This window comes from Streptosporangium sp. NPDC050284 (genome assembly GCF_044459525.1).
Taxonomy (GTDB): Bacteria; Actinomycetota; Actinomycetes; order Streptosporangiales; family Streptosporangiaceae; genus Streptosporangium.
The window spans coordinates 110337-123515 of sequence record NZ_JBITIZ010000009.1 but is presented as its reverse complement, the minus strand read 5'-3'; the positions used below and the strand labels follow the sequence as shown (position 1 = coordinate 123515).

6 protein-coding genes are annotated in these 13179 nt (G+C 68.4%); 3 read left to right on the top strand and 3 right to left on the bottom strand.

Going from position 1 to position 13179, the window contains the following annotated elements; genetic code table 11:
* The first annotated feature begins 396 nt into the window (after positions 1 to 396).
* Both ACIBH4_RS21825 and ACIBH4_RS21820 read left to right on the top strand, forming a co-directional pair.
* The gene (locus ACIBH4_RS21825; RefSeq protein ID WP_362767545.1) at positions 397 to 810 is read left to right on the top strand and encodes a hypothetical protein; all 414 of its coding nucleotides are present in this window, start codon (positions 397 to 399) and stop codon (positions 808 to 810) included.
* 2 nt (positions 811 to 812) lie between these two features.
* Positions 813 to 3539, top strand: coding sequence for a KGGVGR-motif variant AAA ATPase (locus ACIBH4_RS21820; RefSeq protein WP_362767654.1), 2727 nt, complete (start codon positions 813 to 815; stop codon positions 3537 to 3539).
* 24 nt (positions 3540 to 3563) lie between these two features.
* On the opposite strand, the gene pglW is transcribed toward ACIBH4_RS21820, so the two are convergent.
* From pglW to ACIBH4_RS21805, 3 genes are all read right to left on the bottom strand, one after another.
* A complete protein-coding gene (gene pglW, locus ACIBH4_RS21815; RefSeq protein ID WP_362767548.1) occupies positions 3564 to 7742 on the bottom strand; it encodes a BREX system serine/threonine kinase PglW in 4179 nt (1392 codons plus the stop codon).
* 165 nt (positions 7743 to 7907) lie between these two features.
* A complete protein-coding gene (gene metH / locus ACIBH4_RS21810) occupies positions 7908 to 11612 on the bottom strand; it encodes a methionine synthase (RefSeq protein WP_362767551.1) in 3705 nt (1234 codons plus the stop codon).
* Between the two features lie 198 nt (positions 11613 to 11810).
* Positions 11811 to 12293: an Rrf2 family transcriptional regulator gene (locus ACIBH4_RS21805; RefSeq protein WP_362767656.1), complete on the bottom strand. Its 483-nt coding sequence runs from the start codon at positions 12291 to 12293 to the stop codon at positions 11811 to 11813.
* A 120-nt stretch (positions 12294 to 12413) separates the two neighbouring features.
* Here ACIBH4_RS21805 and ACIBH4_RS21800 point away from each other — a divergent pair, with 120 nt between their 5' ends.
* Entirely contained in the window at positions 12414 to 13142 is a 729-nt protein-coding gene (locus ACIBH4_RS21800; RefSeq protein WP_362517034.1) for an NAD(P)H-binding protein, read from the top strand.
* Positions 13143 to 13179 lie beyond the last annotated feature (37 nt).

Sequence of the window (13179 nt, the reverse complement as noted above, 5' to 3'; positions counted from 1 at the left end):
CGCAAATGCCAGGTCAACCGATAAGTGAGCCCTTTTCGCTGTCTATCAGAAGCTTCTGACTACCAGTCGCGAAAGCCACTGACATATGCGCTTTATAGGTTCACTGAAATATCAGTATCGGATCGCCCTAAACTTCAGCACCGAATACCAGTTGAACTGGATTCATCCAGCGCGCCACCAGGACAAGCGGAAACATTCCCCTCAAATAGTCAATCGCGTCACATAGAGGACGAACCTCTCGCCAGGACAGCGCGAAGCTCTTCCTTTCAGGACAAAGGCCCCAAACCTCCCGATATGGCCACACGAGACGAGCACTGACCATGGCGCGTCTACCAGAGGTCACGAGTGACCATAGAACCCTCCCTGAAGCGCAAAGGTTGACTATGATCACGCAACGTGTCTGTAGACGTTGGTAGAAAACAGCTTTGTGTGAGCTTCAAGGCTCAGAAAGAAGCGGCCGGCACTGTGAAGGAAGGCTCGGCAGCAGCGCTACTCCTCTTCTACAGCGCTGAATGCGGCCTGAAGGCAGCAATCCTCGATCGCCATGGTCTGAGGTCCACCTCTCAGCTACCGCCGGAGTTCAGAAGCCATGACCTGCAGCGCCTCGCCAAAGAGTTACGACTGCCGCCACAGCTCCGCGGCCGGATGCGTCCCTGCGCGAGCCAGAAAGAAGACCTGGGACCGGTGGCCTTCGGGGATCTTCATCAAGCCTGGAGATACGGTCACGCCCTTAAAAAGGATCACGAGGAGCAGGCCGTCACCGTGTTGCGTGAACTTTCGGACTGGTGTCAGCGAGAATTGAGAGCGTGATCATGCCAGAGCAGGAGATCAAGGCCCCCGAGCACATCTACACCTGGGTCGATGTGGACGCTCACCTCGCCGCCCTGGCGGCCGACGGTCAGTGGCCGGACTGGCTTCATGAGTGCGATGCCTTCTGGGACGGCCTCGACGTGACGATCGCCCCGCAGGCTTCGCCCCAGGTGGCCCTGTCCTGGTTGAGCGCCGCGTTCGGGGTCAATTCGACCAAGACTCATGACGGGGAGACCGTACTCCAGCTTGACGATGTTCCGGGGCAGCCTTCTGCCAGGTTGCTCCCGATTTCGGTGCGGCAGCGAGAGCCCGAACCGTCCCGGCGTGAGCCCCGCTGGAGGGAACGGCGCATCGTCCGTGGCCTTGGTGAACCGCTCCCCCATCCGGAGTCGCCGTTCCCGGGCAATGTGCGGATCGCTGCGATGCACTCCTTCAAGGGAGGAGTGGGACGGACTCTCCACGGAGTGGCTCTCGCCGACGCCATAGCCCGCCGAGGGGACCGAGTGCTGCTCGTCGACGCTGATCTGGAGGCGCCGGGAATCACCTGGATGTTCAGCACACACAGCAGGCGCGTCGACTTCGGCTACGAGGACTTCCTCGCACTGCTCCACTCCTCCGAGGATGGCAGTCCCGACGACGCGGTGAGACTGGGCGCGGCCTATCTGCCGAATCAGATGATCGACAACGTGATCGTCATGCCCACCCGGCGCTCGCTGCGGGACATCGCCCCACCACGCCTCGAACCCACCGACCTGTTGACTCCGGATCGGTCGATCTACTACCTGACCGAATCACTCGCCGCACTCGCCGACCGGCTCGGAGCACGAACGGTCCTGATCGACCTGCGCGCGGGCAGCAGCGAACTCGCGGCTCCCGTCCTGCTCGACCCGCGCGTCCAGCGAATCTTCGTCACCACCGTCAGCAACCAGTCGCTGTACGGCACGCTCCGCACCATCCAGGAACTCGGCCGCCGCGCGCCGACGCGCGCCGACGACCCGGCGAGCGTGGCCGTCATCACCCAGTTCCGTCAGGAAGGGCATTGGGAGCTGGCCACCAACGCGGCGACCCTGCTCCGTGACGCGATCACACAGACACTCGAACCGGTCGCTCAAGAAGGTGAGGATCGGACCGTCGACCGCGACGTCACTCTGGAGCCCATCTTCAGTGTTTTCCAGGATCGGCTGCTGGCGCTGCCCGCCTCCTGGGAGGCCGTCGTCGATCTGGTTCGGCGCCAGCAGCTCGCGGAAACGCTCGGACCGCTCGTCGAAGGGCTCGTGGTTCCGAAGGAACTGAATCTCACCGAGGACGCGGTTGCCACGGACACGATTTCCGTGGTGAAAATCGGCGACCTGACCTCCCGGCGTGAAGCCCTCAGCGAGTTCGCCCGGCGACTGGCGTATGCCGAGACGGCGGACGACACGGATTTCCTGCCGACCGAGTCCCTGCGGAACATGCTCGTCTCTCATCGGACTGAACCGCCGCTGTGCGTGGTCATGGGAGCAAAGGGGTCAGGAAAGACCTTCACCCAGCTCCAGATGTGCTTTCGGAAGACCTGGCGTGACTACGCGCGAGACGTCGGTGTCGAGGGCGTGACCCTGGACGCTCTCCTAGCGCCGGTGTTCGTCTCCAACAACCTCAGTGACCCGACCGGCGAGCGGATAAGCGAGATCCAGCGAAACGCCTCCGCCTCCCAGAACGCCGAGCCAGCGACCCAACTGGACCTGCGTGACCTGATCGGCGACCCCCTGCGTTCGGAACTGACCAACGTACAGTGGCGTCGAATCTGGCTGACCTGCATGGCCCGGGTGGTAGGGCTCGATGCCTCACCCGAGAACGCCGAACAGAAACTGGCGGACTTCGCCTCAGCGAACACACGGATCTTCCTGTTCGACGGACTTGAGGACCTTCTGCAGGACCTACTCGGCAGCGAAGTCCAGCAACAGGCGCTTCGCGTTCTTCTCATCGACTGTCTTGACTGGCTGCGCAGCCTCCGCGGCCGACCACTCGGACTAGTGATCTTTGTCCGGCGCGACCTCGTGCAGTCTGCCATCCGGCAGAACTACAGGCAGTTCTTCGCCAAGTACAGCGACTACGAGCTCAAATGGAATCACTTCGAGGCCCTACGGCTCGCCCTGTGGGTCGCCCAACGTTCCAAAGCCCTCCCTGCACTCACCTCCGAAGATGTGGCTGCAGCGAAGAATCAAGATCTCAGCAGGATGCTCCACCCGCTCTGGGGGGAGAAAATGGGGTCACCCAAGTCTCGCGAGGCCCGATCAGACGGGTGGTTCCTGGCCGCGCTCTCCGACTTCAACGAACAGATCCAGGCGCGTGACATCGTGACTTTCCTCAAGGAGTCCGCAGCCCTGTCAACAGAGGACAGCCGTTGGCCAACCCGTCTTCTCACACCGGCCGCAATGAGAAAAGCGCTCGTTCAGTGCAGCGTGGACAAGATTCATGCCATCACCGAAGAAAGTCCTCAGGTGGGAGAACTCCTCAAGCACCTTGACAGTCTTGCCACGGGCAAGAAGAAGATCCCCTTCAGTCCCGAGAGCGTCGAGCTGTCGGGCCGGCAGTTGGAAATATTGGCGGACAATGGGGTCGTCTTCCGTGAGGAGGACCAGTACTGGATTCCCGAGATCTTCCGCCACGGTCTCTCTTTCAAGGCCGCCGGCCGGCCGAAGATCCTGGCGATCGCCAACCTGGTACGCCAACGCAACAACCTCGACTGACTCCTCCAGAAGGGAATCCAACAACTATGACGCCCTGGAACGGCGGTACGTCTCGATCCACCTCGTGGGGATCTTCAACGCGCTGAGGATGCCGGGGGCAGGCCGATCCTCGAGGTGCGGTGCGCCGCCCCGCTCGACCGGCAGCAGCAGCCACCGGGCCGCGGGCCGGGCGGTCGCCTTGTCCGCCAGTCGTTCCAGCACGGCCAGCCGGTCGTAGCGGGCCAGCGGCGCCGCCTCGACGACCAGCAGCGGCTCCGGATGGGTGGTCAGCCGCTCCTCCAGCCCTGCCGCCGCGAGGGCGACGAGCCGCCGCAGGTTCGCGACGTCCTGCGGGGCCGCGCCGGGGCGGTCGGAGCGGAGCACCAGGGACCAGTCCACACCGAGCGCGTCGGCGGTCGTCCGCATCGCGGCGAGCAGCTCAGTGGTGACGTCGAGCGTCTCGACACCGAAACGGGCGCCCAGCGCGGCGATGGCGTCGAGGTAGTAGCGATAGTTCACACCGAGTGTGACGAACCCCCGCTCCTGGGACGACAGCCTCATTCGGCGCTCGAAGTCGGCGACCCCCCGGCCTGCCTCGCTCTCGCTCAGGCTCGTCACCGTCCGGCCCCGGGAGGACGGCAGGAGAGTCGCGAGCACCTTCCGCGGCTCGTAGGTGCCCTGTCCCCGCGCGAAGACCAGCGGGACCCCGGCCGCCTTGAGCAGCGCGTTCAGCGCGCGCGGCTCCTCCCCCGGCGGATCCTCGGGGAAGGGGCCGACCCTCGGGTATCGGGCGCGCACCCGTGTCCTGAGCTGTTCGGGGTTCATGCCGTGGCGGACCACGCCGAGCGAGGAGGCCATCTGCTCCAGGGCGCGGCGCGGGTCCAGCCCGTCGGGGTAGATCTCTCCCCGGCCGTTGGCTGCGGCCGCACGGGAGGCGGCGGCGGCGAGCAGGGCCAGGCGTTCGGCGGGCAACTCCGCCGCGCCCTGCGGAAGCCGTACCGCGCGCAGTCTCTCCTCGGTGTGCGCGGCGGTCGGCAACGGGCTCTCCGCTGCCAGCTGATCGGCTGTCTTGCCCAGTCGTACGGCGTAGTCGAGCAGGTCGGTACCCGGCACGGCGTCGGGGTCGGTGGGCTTCTCCAGCGCGACGATCACCGAGTGGTGGGAGTGCCGCTGCAGGAGCCTGGCCTCCCCGCCGCGCTCGGTCTCGACCTCGACGGCGGCGCGGACCAGGCCCAGGGCCCGGCGCATCCACCGCTCCCCCGCCGCCTCGGGACTGCGGGAGGCGAGCAACGCCTCGGCGATACCGGTCGCGGCGATCACCCCTCCGGCGTCCTCGACGATCTCGACGATCTCCTCGCGGACCTGGGTGAGGCTTCTCCGCTGCCGCCAGCCCCGGCGCGCCTTGGGGACGATCTGACCGACCCGGCCCGAGGTGACCCCGGCCGCCCTCGCCAACTCGGCGTTGCCCGGCCAGTCGGAGTCGGTGTCCTCCAGCCCGAGGTAGCGCCGGAGCACCTGCGCCTCCGCCGAGTCCTTGGCGAGGCCCTTCGGCACGAGGGAGGCGAGCACCGAGCCGACACTCCGATCGGAACCGTCGTACAGCATCTCCGGCTCGGAGGCGGCGGCGACCGGCTGGAGCCGGCCGCGCCACTGCTTGGCCCTGCGCCTGATCTCCCGTTTGGTGGGATCGGCCACTCCGGAGAGCCTGGAGAGTTCGAACGGGGAACGGGCCAGCAGGTCGCGGACGGTTCTGACGTCGATTCGGTGCAGCGCGTCGACCGCGCGCGGGGTGAGCCCCGCCGAGGCAACGGCCGTGTCGAGGACCGCTCTGGCCACCGCCTGGTCGAGCTCCTCGCCGGTCACCGGGTTGACGCTGGTCGGCGTCGCCGCGGCCGGTGGGACGGCCGCGAAGGCCGACTGCCAGGCGAGCCGCATCGTCTCGATCGAGTCGTGCCGGGCCTTGACGTCGCGCGCCAGCGCGCTGCGGAAGAAGGCGATCACCCCGTCCCTGGCCGGTCCGGGCTCGAAGTCGTCGGGGGCGATCGTGACGTCGGCGTCGATCACCGCCGGATGACTGCCGCCGGTGCCGTAGACGGGAGTCCGGCCGGTGGCCATCTCATGCAGGGTGACCGCCACCGCGTACCGCTCGGCCGCCGCGTCGTAGCGGGGCCGGTGGAGCGGGTCGAAGAACGGGTCGAGGTAGGGCGGCGTGCCGACTCTGGTCTGCTCCAGCGGCGCCCTCGACAGGGAGAAGTCGAAGAGCGACAGGTGTACCTCGCGGCTCTTGCCCCGCTCGCGGAAAGCGAGGTTGTCGGGCTTGATGTCGCGGTGGTTGACCCCGGCGAGGTCGAGCGCGGCGAGGATCTCCAGCAGGTCCCTGCCCCAGCGGCTGAGGAAGTCGAGCGAGAGCCGCCCCTCGCGGCGGATCAGGGCCGCCAGGCTCTCCCGGCCGGCGTCCTCCAGCAGCAGTGCCGTACGACCTCCCACCACCAGTGGCCCCTCCAGGCCGCCGGCGATGCGCGGTTCGCGGGCGAGATGCAGGACCTCGGACTCGTCCAGCAGCCTGCGGCGGGCACCGTCCTCGTCCAGCGCGACCTTCAGCACGACCTGGCCGTGCTCGGGGTCCCGGACCAGCAGGGCGAGGGCGGTGGACCCCTGGCCGAGCCGTTGGAGGACCTCGAACCGGCCGGGCTGCTCCCTGGTGCCGATCACCGAGCCGGGCGTCGCCTCCAGTGGATCGACCTGCTGGGCGACCTCCTCCTGCAGGAGAAGGTCCTGGATCAGGTTCTCCAGCTCCTGGGTGAATCTCTCCGCCGACTCCGTACGCAGATCGGTGTCGCCCGCCGTGGCGTTCCTGACCAGGTCGATCATCGCCTGGGAGGCGCCGTCCAGTTCGATGCCGACGTCGAGGCCGCGCTCGCGGGTGAGCCGCTGCTGGAGCTCCTCAGCCGTGTCTGCGGGGGCGGTCCCCGTGAAGATCAGGAAGGAGACCGAGCCCAGGCCGAAGACGTCGGCCAGTACCGGATCGGCGTCCGGGTCGTGGAGCATCTCGGGGGCGAGATAGCCGTGGGCGGCCCGGTCGGTCAGGGCTTCGAGGGTGCGGGTGCCCACCGCGTAGCTGCCGTGACCTGGGGAGCCCGGGACCAGGCGGCCCGCGGTGTGCCAGTCGCGGATCCGCACGCCGTACTGACCGGGGGCGAGGGTGCGCACGAAGATGGAGAGCGGGCTGAGCCTGCGATGGACCAGCCGCCGTGAGTGCGCGTAGCGCAGCGTGTTGGCCAGCGTGCGGACGAGTTTGATCCGCCAGTCGGCGGAGAGGTCGTCCCCCTGCTGCATCAGGAAGTGGTCGAGACGCACCTCGGTCGCGTCGTGGTCGAACACGACGGCCAGGCCGCGTTCGTGCTCGTAGAACTCGATCGCGCGGGCGATGCCCGGGTGGTTGACGTTCTCCAGGGTGACGAACTCGCGCTTGGCCGCGCGGAGGGTCGCGGCGCGCTCCTCGTCGGAGACGCCCCGGTCGACCAGGTAGAAGCGGACCCGCCGGACGCTGTCCAGCATGGGGTGCCGGGCCAGGTAGTCCTGCCAGCCGGGGCCCTCGGACAGGGGGGTGTCGGTCAGCTCCAGGTTTCCGACCCTGCGGTGCCGGACGCTGGGACGCACACCCGCCTTGTTGATCAGCCTCGCCAGCTCGACCGAACGCCTGCGGTCGACGGCATTGCGGGGGTTCTCCGGTGTGACGGCCAGTTCGTCCTCGATCAGCTGGTCCAGGCCCTCGGGTCCCTGACCGTCGATCCGGTAGACGCCCTGCCTGCCCCGGTCGGTGAGTCTGACCTCGGTCGCCGGCTGGTGGAGGACCACAGCCGCGTGCACGAACGGCAGGTCGCGTCCCCCGGCGTCGACGAGGAGTTGCCTGAAGTGCTTGGCCTTGGTGTCGGCGAGGATGCGTGGGTTGTCCTCGGCCCGGCCGTTGTGAAACCAGGTCTGGTGGTCACCGGTGATCCGGCCGGACCAGTGCTTCAACTCCAGCAGGTAGATGCCGCCCCTGCCGATGACGAGGAGATCGACCTCGTACTGCCGGCCGCTGCGGGTGGTGAAGGTGAAGTTACTCCACGCCCGGTAGGGGTCGTCGTCATCGAGCCTCGCCCGGATCGCGGCGAGACCGCCCCGTTCATGGGTGTGCTCGGAGGGTGCGACCTCAATCCAGCGCTTGCTGCCGGGCTCCATCCGCTCCTCCGTTCCTCGGCGAAGATTCTAGACCCGGGACAGGCGTTTTCTCCTTGGTCATTCCTCCCTCCACGGGAACGCCGGCAACTCCTCAGTGACCTGGATAAGCCGTGTTCCCGTCGGCCGGGGCCGTAAATGCCCCTCGGCACCGGCCGACGGTTCGGATCACTCCGGCTCGTAGGCCAGGTTGGGCCGCAGCCAGCGCTCGACCTCGGCGAGGTCCAGGCCGCGGCGCACGGCGTAGTCCTCGACCTGATCCTTGCCAAGCCGCCCCACGGTGAAGTACCGCGACGACTCGTGAGCGAAGATGAGCCCGCTCACGCTCGCGGCCGGGGTCATCGCGAAGGACTCGGTCAGGCCCATGCCGAGGCGGTCGGCGTCCAGCAGCTCGAACAGCTCCCGCTTCTCGCTGTGGTCCGGGCTCGCGGGGTAGCCGAGCGCGGGGCGGATGCCGCGGAAGCGTTCGGCGTGCAGGTCCTCGATGAGGGGGTCGGCGTCCGGCTCGAACCAGCCCCGCCGCGCCTGCAGGTGGATGTGCTCGGCGAACGCCTCGGCGAGGCGGTCGGCGAGGGCCTTCACCATGATCGACCGGTAGTCGTCGTTCTGGGCCTCGTAGCGGGCCGCGAGCTCCTCGGCGCCGTGGATCGCCACGGCGAACCCGCCGAGGTGGTCTCCGGCCGGGGCGATGTAGTCGGCCAGGCAGCGGTTGGGCCGCCCGTCGGGCTTGGCCGTCTGCTGGCGCAGCATCGGCAGGCGCAGGCCGTGTTCGAGCACGATGTCGTCGCCCTCGGAGTGGGCGGGCCAGTAGCCGTAGGCGCCCTTGGCCTGGAAGCTCCCCTCGGCGATGATCTGGTCGAGCATGGTGTTGGCGTCGTCGAAGAGCTCGCGGGCCACCGGCTGGTCGAGGATCGCCGGATACTTGCCCTTCAGCTCCCAGGCGAGGAAGAGGAACTGCCAGTCGATCATCTCCCGCAGCACGGCCAGGTCCGGCTCCACGACGCGGATCCCGGTGAAGTCGGGGACGGGCAGGTCCTCGAAGGAGACCTTCTCGGGGTTCGCGCGGGCCCGCTCGACGCTCAGCAGCGGGGTGCGCTGCTTGTTCGCGTACTGCTCGCGCAGGCGTTCCTGGTCGGCGCGGTTGCTCGCCTCCAGCGCCACGGCGCGGTCGGCGTCCAGCAGGTCGGAGACGACGCCGACGACGCGGGAGGCGTCGAGCACGTGGACCGTGGGGTTGTCGTAGGCGGGGGCGATGCGGACCGCGGTGTGCTGGCGCGAGGTCGTGGCGCCGCCGACCAGCAGGGGCAGCTTCAGCCCGCGGCGGCGCATCTCCTCGGCGACGGTGACCATCTCGTCCAGCGACGGGGTGATCAGCCCGGAGAGACCGACGACGTCGGCTCCCTCGGCGACCGCGGTGTCCAGGATGACCGAGGCGGGGACCATCACCCCGAGGTCGACGACCTCGTAGTTGTTGCAGCCGAGCACGACGCCGACGATGTTCTTGCCGATGTCGTGCACGTCGCCCTTGACGGTGGCGAGCACCACCTTTCCCTGGCCCCGGCTGGTGTCCAGGCGCCCTTCCAGCCGCGCCTGCTCCTTCTCCGCCTCCATGTAGGGCTCAAGGTAGGCGACCGAGCGCTTCATCACCCGCGCGCTCTTGACCACCTGCGGCAGGAACATCTTCCCCGACCCGAACAGGTCGCCCACGATCTTCATTCCGTCCATGAGCGGCCCCTCGATCACCTCCAGGGGGCGTGCCCGCTGCTGCCTGGCCTCCTCGGTGTCGGCCTCGATGAAGTCGACGATGCCGTGTACGAGGGCGTACGACAGGCGCTCCTCCACCGGGGTCTCGCGCCAGGCGAGGTCCACGACGCGGCGGGTGCCGGACCCGCTCACCGTGTCGGCGAAGGCGACGAGCCGGTCGGTGGCGTCCTCGCGCCGGTCGAAGATCACGTCCTCGACGAGTTCGAGCAGGTCGGCGGGGATGTCCTGGTAGACCGCGAGCTGTCCGGCGTTCACGATACCCATGTCGAGGCCGGCGCGCACCGCGTGCAGCAGGAACGCCGAGTGCATCGCCTCGCGCACGACGTCGTTGCCTCGGAAGGAGAACGAGAGGTTGGAGATGCCGCCGCTGGTCAGCGCCCCGGGGCAGCGCTGCTTGATCAGCGGCAGGGCCTCGATGAACGCCTTGGCGTACCCGTTGTGCTCGCTGATGCCGGTGGCGACGGCGAGCACGTTGGGGTCGAACACGATGTCCTCGGCGGCGAACCCGGCCTTCTGGGTCAGCAGGTCGTAGGCGCGGGCACAGATCGACACCTTACGCTCGACGGTGTCGGCCTGTCCCTGCTCGTCGAAGGCCATGACCACCACGCCGGCGCCGTAGTCGCGGATGATCCGCGCCTGCTGCAGGAACGACTCCTCGCCCTCCTTGAGGCTGATCGAGTTGACGACGCCCTTGCCCTGCACGCACTTGAGACCGGCCTCCAGCACGCTCCACCGCGAGCTGTCGATCATGACCGGGATGCGGGCCACCTCGGGCTCGGTCGCGATCAGGTTCAGGAAGGTGGTCATCGCCTGCTCGCTGTCGAGCAGGTCGGCGTCCATGTTGACGTCGAGCAGGTTGGCGCCGCCGCGTACCTGCTCCAGCGCGACGTCGACGGCGCCCTGGTGGTCGTCGGCCTCGATGAGGCGCCGGAAGCGCGCCGAGCCGGTGACGTTGGTGCGCTCGCCGATCATGACGAACCCGGTGTCCGGGCCGATCTCGAAGGGCTCCAGGCCGCTGAAGCGGGTGCGGGCCGTCGGTGCCGGTACCTGGCGGGGCGGGAGGCCGGACACGGCGGCCGCGATCCGCTCGATGTGCCCCGGCGAGGTCCCGCAGCACCCGCCGACGACGTTGACCATCCCCGACCTGGCGAACTCGTCGAGCAGCGCCGCCGTCTCGTCCGGGGTCTGGTCGTAGCCGCCGAACGCGTTGGGCAGGCCCGCGTTGGGGTGGCAGGCGACGTAGGTGCCGGCGAGGCGCGCGAGCTCGGCGACGTGCGGGCGCATCTCCTCGGCGCCCAGCGAGCAGTTCACGCCGACCAGGAGCGGTTCGGCGTGCCGGATCGAGCTCCAGAACGCCTCGACGGTCTGTCCCGACAGCGTGCGCCCGCTCAGGTCGACGATCGTCACCGAGATCCACAGCGGCAGGTGCGGGGCGACCTCGCGCGCGGCGGTGATCGCGGCCTTCACGTTGAGCGTGTCGAAGATCGTCTCGATCAGGAGCAGGTCGACCCCGCCCTCGGCCAGCGCGCTGATCTGCTCGGCGTAGGCGGCGCGGACCTCGTCGAACGAGACCGCCCGGTAGGCGGGGTCCTCGACGCGCGGGGAGAGCGACAGCGTGACGTTCAGCGGGCCGATCGAACCGGCCACGAAGCGCCCGCCCGCCTCGTCGGCGGCCTGGCGGGCCAGCTGGGCGCCGCGCAGGTTCATCTCCCGCACCAGCGACTCCAGCCCGTAGTCGGCCTGGCCGATGCTCGTGGCGGTGAAGGTGTTGGTGGTGGTGATGTCCGCGCCGGCCGCGAGGTACTGGCGGTGGATGTCCAGGATGACGTCGGGGCGCGTCAGGTTCAGCAGGTCAGGGTCGCCGGTCACGTCGCGCGGGTGGTCGAGTAAGCGGTCGTTGCGGTAGTCGGCCGGGGTGAGCGAGGCCCCCTGCAGCATCGTGCCCCAGGCTCCGTCGAGCACCAGGATTCTTTGCCCCAGAAGCTCGCGCAGTGCCCGCGCGCGGGCCTCGGCTCCCTGTGTGCCGCCTTCGGGACGCGGGCCGTCACCGGCCGCGTGCGAGACGGAGTCGCTCTCGTGCTCACCGACGTGCTTCGAAGATCCGTTCATCGGTCTACCTCCCTGTTGTGGGAGGCGCCCTTGCCGGAAGATCAGGGCCGAGCGTGGCGGACCTGAGCCCGTTGCAGCGCCTCTCGACCTTGAGATCAAGGGTACCGAGGGTTGGGATGGGACGCCAAACAACAGTCCACTATTTGAAAAGCCCCTGCCCACATACCGTCATGGAGCCCCCTCGAGCGAGGGCGGTCGTCAGGGGCCGTCCTCGGCCGCGCTCAGCCACGCGCTGATCCCGGCCAGCGCGCCGGGGCCGTAGTCGGAGTTGACGTCGCGGGCCAGGTCGGCCACCGAGACGGACCGCAGAGCCTCCCGCCATGCGGTCTCGGCGCCGGCCATGGCGCGCTTGATGGCGCAGGGGGCGGTGCACGACTGCGGCGAGGCGGCCATCGGGCCCCGCTGGCGGATCTCGGTGCAGACGAAGGCCGGGCCTGGCCCGTCGACGGCCTCGACGACGTCGAGCACGGTGATCAGCTCCGGGGAGCGAGTGAGGACGTAGCCGCCGGCCTTGCCCTGGACCGAGTGGACGAGTCCGGCGCGCGAGAGGGCTTGGAGCTGTTTGGCGAGGTAGCTGGGTGAGACGTCGTGCAGCTGTGCCAGCCGGGCGGCCGAGGCCGGTTCTTCCACCGAGGTCAGTACGACACAGCAGTGCAGGGCCCACTCGACCCCACCGGACATCTTCACCTCTTAACTCTAATCCACCCCCTACTACCCGGACAAAAAATATCCGTGTAATATCTCGGATAGAAGATGTCCGAGTTAGCGGGCATGGGTCATCGAGGAAGGGCAGGACGTGTCATGAAGTTCGCAGTCATCGGCGGAACCGGGCTGATCGGATCAAAGGTGGTAAAGATCCTGAACGAGGCAGGGCACGAGGCGGTGCCGCACTCGCTGTCCAACGGAGTCGACGTGCTCACCGGTCAGGGCGTGGACGCCGCGCTGGCCGGCGCCGACGTGGTCGTCAACCTGACCAACTCCCCGACCTTCGACGAGGCGTCCCCCGCGTTCTTCCAGACCTCGATGGACAACCTGCTGGCCGCGGCCCGGCGCTCGGGCGCCAGGCACTTCGTCATCCTGTCCATCATCGGCGTCGATCAGGTCCCCACCGACTACTACCGCGCCAAGACCCTCCAGGAGGATCTCCTCAAGGCCGGCCCCGTCCCCTACTCGATCGTGCGCGCCGGCCAGTTCATGGAGTTCGTCGACGCCATCCTGTCCTGGACCGCCGACGAGGAGACCGTCCGCCTGCCCCGCACCCCCCTCCAGCCGGTCGCCGCCGACGACGTCGCCGCCACCGTCGCCGACGTCGCGGCCGGGGCACCCCTGAACGGCACCCTCGACGTGGCCGGACCCGACGTGTACCCGCTGGACGAACTGGGCCGGATCACCCTCGCCGCCAAGGGCGACGGTCGCTCGGTGACCACCGACGACGCCGCCGGCATGTTCGCCGCCGTCCCCGGCGACGTACTCGTCGCCGGGGACGGAGCCCGCATCGCCCTTACCCGCTACACCGACTGGCTGAAGTAGGCCGCACCGCGCGTACCACTCGACCGCCGGCCGCGGG

Excerpts from the sequence above, each read along its gene's own strand:
- ACIBH4_RS21820 (WP_362767654.1), top strand. The coding sequence starts at position 813 with ATGCCAGAGCAGGAGATCAAGGCCCCCGAGCACATCTACACCTGGGTC.
- pglW (WP_362767548.1), bottom strand. The coding sequence starts at position 7,742 with ATGGAGCCCGGCAGCAAGCGCTGGATTGAGGTCGCACCCTCCGAGCAC.
- metH (WP_362767551.1), bottom strand. The coding sequence starts at position 11,612 with ATGAACGGATCTTCGAAGCACGTCGGTGAGCACGAGAGCGACTCCGTC.
- ACIBH4_RS21805 (WP_362767656.1), bottom strand. The coding sequence starts at position 12,293 with ATGTCCGGTGGGGTCGAGTGGGCCCTGCACTGCTGTGTCGTACTGACC.
- ACIBH4_RS21800 (WP_362517034.1), top strand. The coding sequence starts at position 12,414 with ATGAAGTTCGCAGTCATCGGCGGAACCGGGCTGATCGGATCAAAGGTG.